Annotated in this window: 15 protein-coding genes and 1 other RNA gene; 9 read left to right on the forward strand and 7 right to left on the reverse strand. The window is 34.9% G+C overall.

What is annotated here, in order from left to right:
• Positions 1-629 precede the first annotated feature (629 nt).
• Positions 630-1265 (forward strand): hypothetical protein, encoded by a 636-nt coding sequence (locus AAT17_RS12655; RefSeq protein WP_060524822.1) that lies wholly within the window; start codon positions 630-632, stop codon positions 1263-1265.
• A gap of 574 nt (positions 1266-1839) precedes the next feature.
• On the opposite strand, the gene AAT17_RS12665 is transcribed toward AAT17_RS12655, so the two are convergent.
• Genes AAT17_RS12665 through AAT17_RS12675 form a run of 3 tightly spaced genes read right to left on the reverse strand, consistent with a single transcriptional unit; the run spans position 1840 to position 3294 of the window.
• Positions 1840-2097, reverse strand: a complete 258-nt coding sequence (locus tag AAT17_RS12665) for a hypothetical protein (protein WP_060524826.1) — start codon at positions 2095-2097, stop codon at positions 1840-1842.
• A 44-nt stretch (positions 2098-2141) separates the two neighbouring features.
• Positions 2142-2537 carry a DUF5675 family protein gene (locus tag AAT17_RS12670; protein ID WP_060524829.1) on the reverse strand — a complete coding sequence of 132 codons (396 nt, stop codon included), beginning with the start codon at positions 2535-2537 and terminating at the stop codon, positions 2142-2144.
• A 1-nt stretch (position 2538) separates the two neighbouring features.
• On the reverse strand, positions 2539-3294 hold the full coding sequence (locus AAT17_RS12675) for a hypothetical protein (RefSeq protein ID WP_060524831.1): 756 nt from the start codon (positions 3292-3294) through the stop codon (positions 2539-2541).
• Between the two features lie 158 nt (positions 3295-3452).
• Between AAT17_RS12675 and AAT17_RS13240 the strand changes: the two genes are divergently transcribed.
• The 6 genes from AAT17_RS13240 to AAT17_RS12700 all read left to right on the forward strand — a co-directional run bounded on the left by AAT17_RS13240 (position 3453) and on the right by AAT17_RS12700 (position 8674).
• A complete protein-coding gene (locus tag AAT17_RS13240) occupies positions 3453-3656 on the forward strand; it encodes a hypothetical protein (protein ID WP_082586980.1) in 204 nt (67 codons plus the stop codon).
• 306 nt (positions 3657-3962) lie between these two features.
• Positions 3963-4610, forward strand: a complete 648-nt coding sequence (gene pdxH, locus AAT17_RS12680) for a pyridoxamine 5'-phosphate oxidase (protein ID WP_060524833.1) — start codon at positions 3963-3965, stop codon at positions 4608-4610.
• Complete coding sequence (locus AAT17_RS12685; RefSeq protein ID WP_042279483.1) at positions 4610-5095, forward strand: histidine phosphatase family protein; 486 nt, start codon at positions 4610-4612, stop codon at positions 5093-5095. The genes pdxH and AAT17_RS12685 overlap by 1 nt, the downstream gene beginning before the upstream one ends.
• Positions 5095-7137 carry a polyphosphate kinase 1 gene (gene ppk1, locus AAT17_RS12690; protein WP_060524835.1) on the forward strand — a complete coding sequence of 681 codons (2043 nt, stop codon included), beginning with the start codon at positions 5095-5097 and terminating at the stop codon, positions 7135-7137. The genes AAT17_RS12685 and ppk1 overlap by 1 nt, the downstream gene beginning before the upstream one ends.
• Positions 7137-8036, forward strand: coding sequence for an exopolyphosphatase (locus AAT17_RS12695; protein ID WP_172792962.1), 900 nt, complete (start codon positions 7137-7139; stop codon positions 8034-8036). The genes ppk1 and AAT17_RS12695 overlap by 1 nt, the downstream gene beginning before the upstream one ends.
• Before the next feature lie 71 nt (positions 8037-8107).
• Positions 8108-8674: a porin family protein gene (locus AAT17_RS12700; RefSeq protein WP_042279336.1), complete on the forward strand. Its 567-nt coding sequence runs from the start codon at positions 8108-8110 to the stop codon at positions 8672-8674.
• A gap of 48 nt (positions 8675-8722) precedes the next feature.
• On the opposite strand, the gene AAT17_RS12705 is transcribed toward AAT17_RS12700, so the two are convergent.
• Positions 8723-10546, reverse strand: a complete 1824-nt coding sequence (locus AAT17_RS12705; RefSeq protein WP_060524840.1) for a DNA polymerase III subunit gamma/tau — start codon at positions 10544-10546, stop codon at positions 8723-8725.
• A gap of 89 nt (positions 10547-10635) precedes the next feature.
• On the opposite strand from AAT17_RS12705, the gene rnpB reads away from it, so the two are divergent.
• Positions 10636-10973: RNase P RNA component class A (gene rnpB, locus AAT17_RS12710), an RNA gene on the forward strand.
• Here the strand turns inward: rnpB and rsmD are convergent.
• Genes rsmD through AAT17_RS12725 form a run of 3 tightly spaced genes read right to left on the reverse strand, consistent with a single transcriptional unit; the run spans position 10971 to position 12995 of the window.
• Positions 10971-11522: a 16S rRNA (guanine(966)-N(2))-methyltransferase RsmD gene (gene rsmD, locus AAT17_RS12715; protein WP_060524842.1), complete on the reverse strand. Its 552-nt coding sequence runs from the start codon at positions 11520-11522 to the stop codon at positions 10971-10973. The genes rnpB and rsmD overlap by 3 nt on opposite strands.
• Positions 11513-12301, reverse strand: a complete 789-nt coding sequence (locus AAT17_RS12720) for a DUF3822 family protein (protein ID WP_082586981.1) — start codon at positions 12299-12301, stop codon at positions 11513-11515. Before AAT17_RS12720 ends, rsmD begins: the two co-directional genes overlap by 10 nt.
• Positions 12252-12995 carry a hypothetical protein gene (locus AAT17_RS12725; protein WP_240919391.1) on the reverse strand — a complete coding sequence of 248 codons (744 nt, stop codon included), beginning with the start codon at positions 12993-12995 and terminating at the stop codon, positions 12252-12254. Before AAT17_RS12725 ends, AAT17_RS12720 begins: the two co-directional genes overlap by 50 nt.
• A gap of 119 nt (positions 12996-13114) precedes the next feature.
• On the opposite strand from AAT17_RS12725, the gene AAT17_RS12730 reads away from it, so the two are divergent.
• Positions 13115-14542 (forward strand): ATP-dependent RecD-like DNA helicase, encoded by a 1428-nt coding sequence (locus AAT17_RS12730; protein ID WP_042279330.1) that lies wholly within the window; start codon positions 13115-13117, stop codon positions 14540-14542.
• Position 14543 lies beyond the last annotated feature (1 nt).

The raw sequence follows: 14543 nt of genomic DNA on the forward strand, positions 1-14543 counted from the left end.
CGTATAATTTATTAAGGCACAACCGCTATTTAATGTTTTGCGAGCCTGCGTGTCGCTGCGGGCTACGACCTAAAGTCTATAGCAGAATTACATTATGAGAGAACAAAACACTAAGAAATCGATTTTTAAAAGACAAAAGCATAGCAGGGCTACGGTTGCAGGATTTTAAGAAAGCGCAGGGGTCGAGTTCGACGTGTTTTGTTTTCGGAATAGGAAGACTGCCATAGACTTTAGGTCTACCGGTGTTACATTTTTTGATGCCAATTCAACAAAATCTGTTCTTAAATAACGTCCTACAGCCATACCACCTTACCTAGCGGATAAGCTGGTACCGCTTCCGTCCTGGTAAGTAAGAGCTGTCCCTTAACTCAGTTAAGTAACAATTATTTATATGACAAGAAACATTCCTTCAAGATTTGTCATCCTGCGTTTGTTGCGGGACAGCACTTACCCAAATCAATAAAAACTCCGCTACAAATGAAGTTATCAAAAACCTGCGCCACCTAGTGTAAACATAGCCGTGATCGCCTTTAGAACTTCAGGCAGCCACTCACGGCACCCTTGCTCATCTCGCAGGCGGCTCGCGCCTTTTGGATTACCTGCTGAAATATTTTCGCTACATTACATTCATGAAAATAAAAGACTTTGAAACGTTTATTCAATCATTTCCTTATCAATATCAAGCTACTAATGTTGCACGTAAAAATTGGGTAAGATTTTTTCCATTGAATCCCTACATCGAAGAAATATTTGCAGACGAGCAATTAATTACAATAACTCGAGAAGAGCTTTATTCAATAAATAGTGAATATGAAATGTTCATTATTAAAACGCTTATGTGGGGTTACTCTACTGGTGGGAGAGGTAACAATATATCCAAACTTTTGTCAAAACCAAATCTCTCACTATTGATAAAAAAATTACGACCTTATAGAAATGCTGAAATTTCAATAGATCAATTAATTAATGACATTAATGCCATACCTGGTCTTGCAATTTCCACTATGACCAAGTTTAGCCATTTTTTAAACACAACTATTAATTATAATAAGGCAGTTATTCTTGATCAACAAATAATGAATACTGTCAACCTAGGTAGGTTCGAAGATCTCAAAGCCTTGAAAGGTATAAAGCCCTCAAATTCACTACAGAAGTATTGTCTTTATATTGAAATTATCAACAATCTCTCAAAAGAATTGCACGCGAAGCCTGATCAAGTTGAAATGTTTTTATTCTTCTTTGGAAGAACTTTGATTAAAAAATAAAAAAGGTCATAAATTTAGTTGGCTTCCTTAGGCCAGCCGCACACCAGCAGTAAAGTTCAGGCCCTGCGGGTTTTGAAAAAAATAGTGCGCCAAAAGCGCGCACCATTTCAAAGACTTTGGTCTCAATTTATCATTTTAGAAAGGTTACTGCTGGCTTAGCCAAAGCGCTGTCTACCTCATTTACTGTTTTCTTTTGTATCGTTTGTATTGCCATATCGAAAGCGCACGATTTTTTCCAAAAAACTTGACAGCTTGGCCACGCCACCAGACATAGCGTTTTCTTTTTTTGTTTTCTTTTTAAAATTATGTTGGTGGGGTTTGGTGTTACCATTGAAGCTTTCGTAAAATAAAAAAGAGCCTCTAGTGAAGCTCTCTTTTCTAGCGTTGCTTGCGATGTTTCAATCGTTTATGAAACCTCTTGATCAGCAGTGACACCAAATAACTTACAATCGCACCAAATGCTGCCAATATAGCGGTTGTAATCAAATCCTCAGAGGTAATATGAACCAAAGCTGAAGAAAGTGTACCACCAACGACGGAAGCCTTTATGTGAATGTATCTGTGTGGCATCCGATTATTCTTTAGTCTCTGGAGACTTTTCTTTTTTCGCTTTCGCGGAAGCGTCATCATCATCAACAGTTACCGCCTGACTAACTGCTGTTGCCACCGTTCCAGCTACGGTCATATAAGTAGCAAGAGTCACCACAGCTGCAGGAAGAGCAACAGGGGCAGCAATGATAGCGCCGCCAGCGGTAGCCAAAGCAATACCGATGTTTCTAAGCGTTCTAAAGAATTTAGGGGTCGGTTTTTTATAACGTTCTATTAGTGTCATAATTTTGAGATTTTGTACTCGCTAAGGCGAGTATCTGTTCATGTTTAATTTGAAATTTTGATAAATACTTTCTCTTTCTTGTCATAAGCCTGATAGCAAAGCGATAATAGCTTGTTTAAAGCAGCTTTGGAGTTCCACCCTTTACTAATACCACTCAATTGTGAAACAGGTGCCAAACAGCCTTCCAAATCAACTAGCGCATCATTAGCTGGATGAATCAAGATCAAACGGCGACCAGGAACATCCAACACGTGTAAATGATTTTTAAATCGTGGCGAAAAACGCGACACTACTTCGTAGCGCCCTTCAGGAATACAGGAAATATTACGTTTGTTTTCACGCCAGGGCAATTCAATCATAAAGCAGATGAGGTGGCCATTAACGAAAAGGGCACCGTTGGTACCCTTTTCAAAGTAGCTTCGTTTCAGTAGTATTTCCATCTTACACGGTATCTACATTTGCCACAGAAAGGGCGTTGTATGCACCGTTTTTAAGCGGATACATCTGTCCATTTACTTGTTGGTAGAACTCGATACCAACTACCTGCAGAATTGGTAACGCACTACCAGCAGTCAATGCAACCGTAAGGTTGATCGCAGCAGTATTCGCACCATCATAAGGTAGAATAGCGGTTTCGGCACTCTCAAAAGTTGAGGTTTCACCTGCAAAGTCTAGCTCTGCAGCACCAGTCACAACTTTAAAATGAGTTGTACCACTAGGAGCAGCTATTCGTACCGCTGGTGCAAATGGTGCTAGGTTCAATTCAACATCACCAGTTGCACGGTCCAGAGAAGTAGAGTACGGTGCAAACAAGGTAGAACCAAGTTTACCATTCAAGTTGAATTCAAAGCCTTGTAAATTGCTCATATCACCATCTTCGATAGTTCTAGCACCACGTTGGTTGACTGTATCGGTTTTGGTAACAGCTACAAGAGCTTTTGTCAATCGACTTACTACACGCTTGTCTTTTGCATTCTGCAAAAGCACTCGGATAGCATTTCGGATTACTTTACCACCTTTACCAGCGCGTCCAAATTCAGAACCGTTTTCACGCGTTCTTTGGAACGCTGGGTCATTAGCGATACGATTAGCATCCACGCCACCTTTGGTGCGTGCAAGATGCCCATCAGAGCTTTTGTAAAAGGAGATGTCGCCAAGTGTTCCTTTCAGCTTGATAATACCAGTTTGTCTAGCCATCTTTAGAAAATTTTATGATTATTAAACAAATCAAGGTAGATTTGTATAGCTTTCAGAATAACTCATACCGCCGCAGCCACTTAGCACGGTTTTTGCCGATTAAGGTATATGGTTCACCCCAGGATGAGGTATAGATAAAGTATGGATAGTGTATTAAAATGAAGATTGTAAGAGCTTGCATATTTCCTAAAGATGTTCACTGCCTCACAGGCAGAAGTGAACGTTATGGTCGTAAACTGCTTAATGATATTAGAGTTCATTATGATAAAAAACCTCATCAATTCATTACGGTTAAGGAATTTTCGGAATATAGTGGGATAGAGGAGAAGATCATCATAGATTACCTTCAAAAAGTTTCATAGAATTTGATGTTATTTATTTAGGTTTAAGTATTTCATTTCCTTAAATTTACTCAAGATGATTTGTCAAACAAGGATATCTTAAAACAACTTAGAAGGTTAGCATTTCGGTTATCCTTATTATTTGTTGGAGTATATCATATTGATTTATAAGTTATTGCGGGCGGCTACATTAATCCTGCCACCCCGACTTAAAGCCTTATCATTATTTGATAAGGCTTTTTTATTTGTCTCTTTTAAATTCTTTTAATTACTAATCTCAATAATTCAACTATGCATTTTGTAAATTGCATATGAACTATTGTACCCATGAAAACTGAATTACACGATTTACGTAAAAACTATCAAAAAAGTGAATTGATAGAATCAGATGTTCCTAATAATCCTTTTTTGTTATTTAAGGAGTGGTTTGAAATGGCTAAAGAACATCCAAAAATTGAAGAAGCAAACGCTATGTCTATTGCGACATTAGGTAGTGATGGTTTTCCAAAAAATAGAATTGTATTACTCAAAGAAATTCTTGATAATGGATTTGTTTTTTACACAAACTATGAAAGCGAAAAATCAAAAGCTATTAAAAATTATCAAAAAGGATGTTTACATTTTTTTTGGCCTGCTTTAGAAAAACAAATTATTATAAAGGTTACTATTTCAAAGGTATCTAAAGAACATTCTGAGAATTATTTTAAAAAGAGACCTAGAGAAAGTCAGTTAGGTGCTTGGGCTAGTGAACAAAGTTCACAGATAGCATCTAGGGAACAGCTGGAATCCAAACTCAAGACTGTTAGAGAAAGATTTGAAAACACTTCAAAAATTCCAATGCCAGAATTTTGGGGAGGTTTTATTTGTAAACCGTATAGTTTTGAATTTTGGCAGGGAAGGCCAAATAGATTGCACGATAGACTACTTTTTGAACAGGTAGATTCAATTTGGGAAATGAAAAGACTACAACCTTAATGAAAAAATTAACGCTCATCAGGCACGGTAAATCTACTTGGGAATATCAAGTAAGAGATCACGATAGGGTTCTTAAAGAACGTGGTATACAAGATGCACATTTGATAGGTAGCTATTTGAAAAAAAATTCATTTAATTCAGATATTTACATGTCAAGTAGTGCAGCACGTGCACTACAAACTGCAACTCTAGTTTGCGAGTATCTTGATTATAATTTAAACTCTCTTTCAATTAATAGGAGTTTATATACTTTTAGCAAGGAAGAATTAGAATCAGTTGTTCTTAATGCAAATGACGACCTTGATCATATTACAATATTCTCTCATAATCATGGAATTACTGAATTTGTAAATCACTTTGGAGATATTTACTTTGATAATGTTCCTACTACGGGCTGTGTAACTCTTGAATTTTCAATTAATTCATGGAAAGACTTGAATCCTGGTAAAACGATTTCACATATTTTCCCAAAACAACTTCGTTAATGAATACTTACTACAATCGTGAATTAAGTTGGTTAAAATTCAATGAAAGAGTACTCCAAGAGGCAGAAGACCAATCGGTGCCTTTAATTGAAAGACTTAGGTTTTTAGGAATTTTTTCCAATAATTTAGATGAGTTTTTTAGGGTGCGATATGCCACCATTCAAAGAATATATAAGGCAGGAAAAAATGCAACTAAATCTTTAGGAGGAATATCAGCCGGAGATTTATTAGAAGAAATTAATAAAGAGGTTATATCAATACAGGCGAGAAGTTTTACCGTTTTAGAACAGCTTGAAAACGAATTAAAGCAAAAAAATGTATTAATTGTAGATGAAAAGGAATTGCCAAAAGAACATGAAGGCTTTATAAGAAATTTTTACAATGAAAAAATAAGTACCGCAATTTCAACCATTGTTCTTAAACCGAATCAGCCGCTACCTAGTTTGAGAGATGGTTTGGGATATCTAGCAGTAAGAATGGTTTTAAAAAATGAAACAACGCAGTATGCCATTATTGAGATACCAAAATACTTAAATCGATTTGTAGTTCTTCCTAGATTAGAAAATGATGATAATCAATATGTAATTTTATTGGATGATGTAATTAGACATCGATTACATTATACATTTGATATGTTTGATTACAAATATATCGAAGCTCATATGATCAAAGTTACTCTTGATGCAGAGCTGGAAATGGATATTGACTTAAAACAAAGCCTTTTAGAGAAAATAAGACGTAGTGTAAAGGATAGAAAAGATGGTGATATAGTACGATTTGTGTATGACAAGGAAATAAATAATAAAACCTTAGAATTTCTTCTAAACAAACTACATCTTGACGACGTAGATTCCATAATTCCTGGTGGTAGGTATCATAACCGTAGGGATTATTTAAAATTTCCAAGTCTAGGTAGAACGGATTTATTGTACGAACAGAAATCGCCGTTACCGGTGTTGGACATACCAGCAAGAGGTTCCATTTTTAAGATAATTCAAGAAAAAGACATCTTACAATACACGCCTTACCATACGTTTTCCAATACAATTAGGTTTCTACGAGAGGCTGCACTAGATCCATACGTTACTACCATTAAAATAACTATTTATCGACTTGCAGAAATATCACAAGTAGCCTTTGCATTGATAAATGCTGCTAAGAATGGAAAACAAGTCACAGTATCGATAGAGTTACAAGCGCGATTTGACGAACAGGCAAATATCAATTATGCAGAACTCATGCAAGAGGAAGGAGTTAAACTCATATTTGGAGTTCCTGGGCTTAAAGTACATTGTAAGGCATGTGTAGTAAACAAGGTTATAAAAGGTAAAAACACTAGACTTGGATTCATTTCAACGGGAAATTTTAATGAAGCAACCGCTAGGATTTATACAGATTACACCATTTTTACATCTAACAAGAAAGTTCTCAAAGAGGTAGAACGAGTTTTTGACTTCTTTGAAGTTAATTATAAATTACATAGATATAAACATTTACTTGTTGCACCACATTATTTAAGAAACGGTATTGAACGATTGATTCGTAAAGAGATCGCTTTCGCGAAAGCGGGAAAAAAAGCCTTCATTAGGTGTAAATTGAATTCGATATCAGATTTCAAGATGATTGATTTATTGTACCAGGCGTCAAATGCAGGTGTTGAAATAGAATTAATTGTACGTGGTATTTGTTGTCTGATACCAGGAGTTCCTGGAATGAGTGAAAACATCACAGTCAAAAGTATTGTAGATAGATATTTAGAGCATCCTAGAGCCTACTACTTTCACAATGATGGGAATGATCTTTTGTATATCTCAAGTGCAGATTTCATGACTAGAAATCTAGACCATAGAGTAGAGATAGCTTGTCCCATTTATGATAACGAAGTGAAAAGACAAATATTAGAAACTTTAGAGATTTGTTGGAATGACAATGTAAAAGCTAGACTGATCGATGAGAATCAAAATAATAATTATGTAAAACTTTTAGAAGACAAATCTGTAAGATCTCAATACGAAACCTATACTTATCTTAAGAATCAATAATGAGTTTTAAATCTGTTAAATATGGTGCCATTGACATAGGTTCTAATGCAATTAGACTGCTTATCGCAACAGCAAATACTATGACAGGAAATCCACCAAACTTTAAAAAAATAAGTTTGGTAAGGGTACCTATTAGATTAGGTCAAGATGTATTTACTACCGGTGAAATAAGTGAAGTAAATTTCAATCGTATGGTAGACGCCATGAAGGCATACAAATTGCTTATGCAAGTGCATAAGGTTGAAAAGTATAAAGCCTATGCAACAAGTGCCATGAGAGGTTCCCAAAATGGCCAAGAAATCGCAGATTATATTAAAGAGAATTGCGGTATTGAGATCGAAATTATTGATGGATCCCATGAAGCGGCTATAATTGCAATGACCGATTTACATAATGTGATAGACGAAAGAAAGGTTTATTTGTATGTCGATGTAGGTGGTGGTAGTACAGAATTTACTCTTTTCGCCTATGGGAAAGAGGTTGTTTCTCGTTCCTTCCAAATAGGTACTGTTAGGCTACTTAATGATATGGTAAATAACTCTCTTTGGGCAGAGGCAGAGAATTGGGTAAAAGAAGTTTGTAAACCATATTCCAAAATCGAATTAATAGGTTCTGGTGGTAATATTAATAACATATTTAAAAGTAGCGGTAAATCTCAAGGAAAACCACTTTCTTACTTTTATCTAGCTAGTTACTATGAAAAGTTACAATCGTATACTTATGAAGAACGTATATACAGTTTAAATATGAATCAAGATCGTGCAGATGTTATTATACCTGCTTGTAGAATTTATTTAAGAGCAATGAAATGGAGTATGGCCAAAAATATTTATGTACCGAAGATTGGATTGTCCGATGGTATCATTAAATCGATATATAATGCAGATAATCGGATATAATTCTTGGCAAGAATATATTTAAGCAGCATTAAACTATTAAACAGTACTTTTGAAATAAATAATTAGAACACATGAAAAATATTATTTTATCCTTATTTGTGATTTTTATTTCACTGAATGCCTATTCTCAGGTAAACGGTGAAGCTCAGTATGGATTTAGGCTAGGTCTTAATTACTCAAATTTATCGGGTGATATTGAGGATGCCGATTCTAGATTAGGGTTACATGCAAATTTCTTTGCTGTTGTACCATTAAGTGATTCCTTTAGTTTACAGCCTGAAATAGGACTTTCTGCAATAGGTGTTAATGAAGAAGAGCTGCGATTAGAAAACGGAGATAACGTTCAATTTAAAACAAATTGGTTACAAGTAGGTGTTCTTGCCAAAGTAAATTTAGGAGAAAAATTGTATTTACTGCTAGGTCCACAAGCAGGAGTAAACGTTACTGAACGTGATAATAATGATTATTATAACTGGGATATTGCTGGTGTAGGTGGAATAGGGTACAACCTAGATGAAAATTGGACCTTGGACTTGAGATATAGTTATGGATTCGCTAATATTTTTGATAGGGAATTTGGTGAAATAGCTGAAGCGAATAACAGATACTTTCAATTAGGTATAGCTTACAAGTTATAAAATCAGTTGTCCTATGATATAAAAAAAGCAGCCGTAGAGCTGCTTTTTTTATTTAAAATCGAGATCAAATGTTTTTCTTAATAATTCTAGCGCGGGATTTTTCTCAGACAATTTTTGATACTTCTCTTGTTCAGTAAATACATATTTTTTGGTTACCTGCTCATCTACTATTATATCAAAATAAATGTTGTAATTGTTTAATTCCCTTTTCAAATGTTCCAAAACCGTACCTTGATTTTTTTCAAGATCCTCTTTCATTGATTTGTTCGGAAATTTTAGGCGTATACCTGATTTTTCTATCAATTCAGGATCATCTGCATTGAGAATACTAGCTAAAATACGCTGCCCTTTATTCTCTAAATAATCCACGTATTTATTCCATACTAGATTTAACTCCTCTTGACTAAAGGGTTTTGTAGGTAATTCATCATGTTTAATTACTTTTTGAGCAGCTTTGGCGACGTGCTCATTTTTTACCTGTATAGCTTTGATAGAACTACTACTTACAGTTTCCTTAGTTTTAGAAGACAATCTTGCTCTAGCAGCTTTTAGTTGAGCTTCACGATCATTGGTATCCACAAAATTTTGGGAATTCAAATGAGGTGTCTTCTCTGGTACAGGACTGGTTGATTCTATAGGCTTTTCTGAATTCCTGTAAGTTGATGGCTCTTCAGATATTACTTTAGAAGGTGCTGCTTTCGTAACGTGAGTTGTTTCCTGTTTATGTTCCTTAGTAGGTTTTACATCATCTATTAGGATATCTGAAAACTTTTCTGGACCTACTATGTAGCTATTGGAGTTTTTTTTTTCTCCATCCTGAAGGATAGAGGCTAGTTTCATTATAGCTAGTTCGACATGTAATCGTTGATTTCTACTAGCACGGTAGTTAAAATCGGCGTGGTTTGCTATTTCTATAGCCTCACGCAGGAAACCTAAATCTGTATGAGAAGACTGGCTTTTGTATTTTGCTTTAGTTTTTTCACCTAATTCCAAAAGCTGTATAGTGCGCTCATCTTTACAAACCATGAGGTCCCTAAAATGACTTGCAAGACCACTTATGAAATGATGACCATCAAAACCTTTAGCTAGTATTTCATCATAAGTAACTAGAAGATTAGGGATGTCGCCATCTAGAATCAAATCGGTTACCTTGAAATACGTATCACGATCTAAAACATTTAAATTTTCTGTTACAGCTTGTACAGTAAGATCTTTACCAGAAAAGCTTACCACTCTATCAAAAATCGACAAGGAATCACGCAGTGCACCATCTGCTTTTTGAGCTATTATTTGCAACGCTTCTTCCTCAGCATTTATACCTTCTTGTTGAGCTATTCTTTTAAGATGATCTCTCATAGCGCCTACCGTAATCCTCTTGAAATCAAATATTTGACATCTAGATAATATGGTAGGGATAATTTTGTGCTTTTCGGTGGTCGCTAAAATAAAAATAGCATGAGATGGTGGTTCCTCAAGGGTTTTTAAAAACGCATTGAAGGCAGCATTTGATAGCATGTGAACCTCATCTATGATATATACTTTATATTTTCCTACTTGTGGAGGAATACGTACTTGATCTACAATACTACGTATGTGCTCTACACCGTTGTTTGAGGCAGCATCTAATTCAAAAATATTGAAAGCAAAGTCTTCATCGGGACTATAATCTCCACTTTCTTGATTTATTTTTTTGGCAAGAATTCTGGCACAGGTAGTTTTTCCTACACCTCTAGGTCCTGTAAATAGTAACGCTTGGGCTAGATGATTGCTTTTTATAGCATTCTCTAGAGTTTGTGTAATTGCCCTTTGACCAACAACATCTTCAAAGGTTTCGGGTCTGTATTTACGTGCGCTTACTATAAACGGTTCCATAGGTCAAAGATATACGTAGAACATTATTTTGCCGTTTATTTTGAGTTTGTTTTTTATTGATTTATCAACAAAAAAATAGGTAATTTTGCTGCGCAGGTCGCCTTATCGTTCCAGTATTTACAGGAAAGGAAAGTCCGGACACCACAGGATAGCATAACGGTTAATGGCCGTCGTTGTTGTTATGCTTTAGCGAAAGCGTAATCGTAATAGCAATAGGACTAGTGCAACAGAAAGTATGTACAGATAATGCTGTAGTGAAACCAGGTAAACTCTATGCGGTGCAATGTCATGTAGGTCAGAGTTTGAGCGTTATCCGCGCGATTTTGATGGGTAGGCAGATAGAGGTAAGTAGTAATACTTATCCCAGATAAATGATAAGGGTCTCAATAATGAGATACAGAATCCGGCTTATAGACCTGCTTTTTTATTCTTCTTCATTTTCATGATAAAAGAAACTAAAAACTGTGCCACCATATCGACGACTATCTTTAAAGTATGAATGAGTACTTAAATCTGAGTGTTTTGAATGCTCTACGATAAGCATTCCATCAGTATCTAATAATTCTTGCTGAAAGATTAATTCTGGTACTTTAAGAAATTCCTCATCACTGAAACCGTAAGGAGGATCTGCAAAAATGAGATCGTACTTACCTTTATGTTTGCTTAAAAAACTGAACACATCAGCCTTTACAACGTCAATATTTAAGTCGAGATCGGTTGCTGTTTTTTTGATAAAACTAGTACATGCAGCATGTTTATCAACTGCTAGTGAACTACTTGCTCCACGACTACAAAATTCATAACTCATGTTTCCACTACCTGCGAATAGCTCCAATACTCTGGCATCATGTATTTCAATCTGATGTCTTAAAATATTAAATAGAGCTTCCTTAGCCATATCCGTCGTAGGACGAACAGGTAGATTTTTTGGAGCTTGTATTCTTCTTCCTTTATGTATTCCAGAAATTATGCGCATATTAATTCTTTGAGATAATTGATGTTTTCATTTTTTTTCACATGTCGTATATATTTATACAGCACATCAAATAATTCTTCATCAATTTTTTCACCTTTTACGGTTACTACTGTGGTTTCTACATCGCAATTAAACTGTTGTAATGAAAATACGGTATAGTATAGTAAATCTTCTTTGGACTCATAAGGGTAGCTGTTATGGGCAACTAATTTATCGTCTTTATAAACACTTAAGTAAAAATGATTAGGAAGAAGGTTTAAATAAGCATGGTTTTGCCTTTCAATGTTTTCTTCTTTTTTCAATATTTGAGTACTTAAGTGGTAGTAGTTAAGATCGCCGTGTTTTTCAAAAAAGAAGTTATTCAAATTGCTATATGCAATATAAACAGTAGTTAGTTCTTTGAGATTATCATGACTGATCACATCAGTTTCTAATAATTGAGTTGTGTATTTAAGGTAGTCTGCGCTATTTGAAGGATCAAAGTAGGCATTGGGAACACAGGTGAAAATAGGGTGGTGGTAATAGATATTTACTTTAGAAAAAGATTTGTTTACGAATTCTTCTTTGTTATAAATTGATTCTATCTCTTGTAAAAGTTCTATAGGATTGTTGGAGTATTTAAAGCTCTTATCGTAACTGTTTTCTATGCGGTTACCTATATGAGTAAAAAAAGAAAGTCCATTCTGATGAATCAGAACGGACAACTCTTTTAAAATATTTTCAGACTTATTAGTTATCTGCATACTTTCTAGGCCAGTTACCACTTGTTGTAATTTCATCCAAGCTACCTACATAGATAGTAGATCCATTTACAGCCTCAACAGCTTTTACCTCAAGTTCTGCTTTTACGAGCTTTTCAGGCTGATCAAAAAGAATTTCTTTTTTATCGGCTGTAGCTTTAAATACAGGTATCATTTGGTCTTTATCTGGTACAAGACCTGTTTCCAATTTGATTTTACCTGGAGCATTTTCTATACCATAATCAAGAAGTTTTGCAACGTCAGTATTTTTGAATAATGAATCTTTAACAGATTTAAAGCCTAACGTGTCAATAATAGTAACCTCTTTAGTATATCCACCTGTTTCAGGATCTAATCTAAATTTGATGTTACGTTCTCTATCTACAACAGTACTATCTCGTTTAGTAGTAAGAGCAAATTGAGCAGTATCTACAAATTGTGTAAGGTTATTGATGTTCTCTGCATACTTACCAGTAATCAGTTTGTGAGCTGTTTGAGCTTCTCTTAACTTTATAAGTTTACTAATTACCTTTTTATACCTTTCTTCTTTTACTTTTTCAAATTCTACGGGTTCGGCAATGGATTGATACAGCTTGTATCCAAAGAATCCGCTTAAACCTAAAAGTATAAGAATAAATATAGGGTGTGCTTTCTTAGGAATTTTGTTAATAAATACAGCAAACAGTATCAGAACGACTAAACCTGCTAATACTGATAGTACAAAAGTCAACATATGTTCAAAAGTTTTTACTTGTTTTCAAAGCAAACAAATCTACAATATTTTTCGTCTAGTCCTAACGACTAGTGTGAAATTTGGGTTAAGTTTACCCACAGTTTTTCTACAAACCTTATATGGACGTATCCTCTTTCTACAAAGAATTAAAAGATCAATTTCCCTTTGAGCCTACAAATCAACAAGATATAGCGCTTCATCAGTTAAGTGATTTCATTCTAGATAAAAAAAATAAAGACCGTACTTTTTTATTAAAAGGTTACGCAGGTACAGGAAAAACCACTCTTATTAGTGTATTAGTTAAGGCTATTTGGAAAGTAAGAGTAGGAACAGTACTTCTAGCACCTACAGGTAGAGCCGCCAAAGTAATAAGCAATTATTCATCCAGACAGGCAGCCACCATTCACAGAGAAATTTATTATCCAAAAGGTCAAGGTAGCGGCAGTGTAGAGTTTACACTTAAAAAAAATAAACATCGTAATACCTTATTTATAGTAGACGAAGCATCTATGATACCAGATGTAGTCTCCGAAGGGAAATTATTTGGAGCTACAGGATCATTACTGGACGATCTTATACAATATGTCTACGAGGGAAGTAATTGTAAATTACTGATCATTGGAGATACAGCACAATTACCGCCAGTAAAACTAGAAGTAAGTCCAGCTCTTGATGAAAGAATAATTGAACAACGTTATTTAAAAGAAGTCACAAGTATTGAATTAGACGAGGTTAAACGACAAACCGATAAATCTGGTATCTTGTATAATGCCACAGGTATACGTAATCATATAGAGGAACAAGATTATAATTTTAAATTTAACGTACAGCCTTATAATGATATTAAACGATTAATTGATGGACATGAAATTATTGATACTATTAATAGTGCCTATGACATCAACGGTCATGAAGAAACAGCAATAATTGTAAGATCAAATAAAAGGGCAAACCTTTATAACCAACAAATAAGATCTAGAATTTTATTCAGAGAAAGCGAGCTAAGTGCCGGCGACTTCCTTATGGTCGTAAAAAATAATTACCATTGGCTCAAACCTACAAGTGATGCTGGATTTATTGCAAATGGTGATATCATAGAAATATTAGAGATATTCTCATTTAAAGAACTTTATGGTTTCAAATTTGCTAATGTTAAAGTGCGTATGGTAGATTATCCTGACATGAAACCCTTTGAAACCACGTTATTACTTGATACATTAACATCAGAATCGCCTAGTTTAACCTATGAGCAAAGCAACAAATTGTATCAAGAGGTAAGGATGGATTATCTTAAATTACCTAAATGGAAGCAGTATAAAGAAATTAAAGCCAATCAGTATTTTAATGCTCTACAAGTAAAATTTTCTTATGCGATTACTTGTCACAAATCTCAAGGAGGACAATGGGAAAATGTGATCGTTGAGCAACCCTATTTACCAGATGGACCTAGCAAGGATTATTTAAGATGGTTGTACACGGCATGTACAAGAGCCAAAACAAATTTGTATCTTATAGGCTTCAATAAGGATCATTTTATTGAATCATAGT

This window comes from Nonlabens sp. MIC269 (assembly GCF_001430865.1).
In the GTDB taxonomy this organism is placed as follows: Bacteria; Bacteroidota; Bacteroidia; order Flavobacteriales; family Flavobacteriaceae; genus Nonlabens; species Nonlabens tegetincola.

Coding starts and splice junctions, on each gene's coding strand:
- AAT17_RS12655 (WP_060524822.1), top strand. CDS start 630: ATGAAAATAAAAGACTTTGAAACGTTTATTCAATCATTTCCTTATCAA.
- AAT17_RS12665 (WP_060524826.1), bottom strand. CDS start 2,097: ATGACACTAATAGAACGTTATAAAAAACCGACCCCTAAATTCTTTAGA.
- AAT17_RS12670 (WP_060524829.1), bottom strand. CDS start 2,537: ATGGAAATACTACTGAAACGAAGCTACTTTGAAAAGGGTACCAACGGT.
- AAT17_RS12675 (WP_060524831.1), bottom strand. CDS start 3,294: ATGGCTAGACAAACTGGTATTATCAAGCTGAAAGGAACACTTGGCGAC.
- AAT17_RS13240 (WP_082586980.1), top strand. CDS start 3,453: ATGAAGATTGTAAGAGCTTGCATATTTCCTAAAGATGTTCACTGCCTC.
- pdxH (WP_060524833.1), top strand. CDS start 3,963: ATGAAAACTGAATTACACGATTTACGTAAAAACTATCAAAAAAGTGAA.
- AAT17_RS12685 (WP_042279483.1), top strand. CDS start 4,610: ATGAAAAAATTAACGCTCATCAGGCACGGTAAATCTACTTGGGAATAT.
- ppk1 (WP_060524835.1), top strand. CDS start 5,095: ATGAATACTTACTACAATCGTGAATTAAGTTGGTTAAAATTCAATGAA.
- AAT17_RS12695 (WP_172792962.1), top strand. CDS start 7,137: ATGAGTTTTAAATCTGTTAAATATGGTGCCATTGACATAGGTTCTAAT.
- AAT17_RS12700 (WP_042279336.1), top strand. CDS start 8,108: ATGAAAAATATTATTTTATCCTTATTTGTGATTTTTATTTCACTGAAT.
- AAT17_RS12705 (WP_060524840.1), bottom strand. CDS start 10,546: ATGGAACCGTTTATAGTAAGCGCACGTAAATACAGACCCGAAACCTTT.
- rsmD (WP_060524842.1), bottom strand. CDS start 11,522: ATGCGCATAATTTCTGGAATACATAAAGGAAGAAGAATACAAGCTCCA.
- AAT17_RS12720 (WP_082586981.1), bottom strand. CDS start 12,301: ATGAAATTACAACAAGTGGTAACTGGCCTAGAAAGTATGCAGATAACT.
- AAT17_RS12725 (WP_240919391.1), bottom strand. CDS start 12,995: ATGTTGACTTTTGTACTATCAGTATTAGCAGGTTTAGTCGTTCTGATA.
- AAT17_RS12730 (WP_042279330.1), top strand. CDS start 13,115: ATGGACGTATCCTCTTTCTACAAAGAATTAAAAGATCAATTTCCCTTT.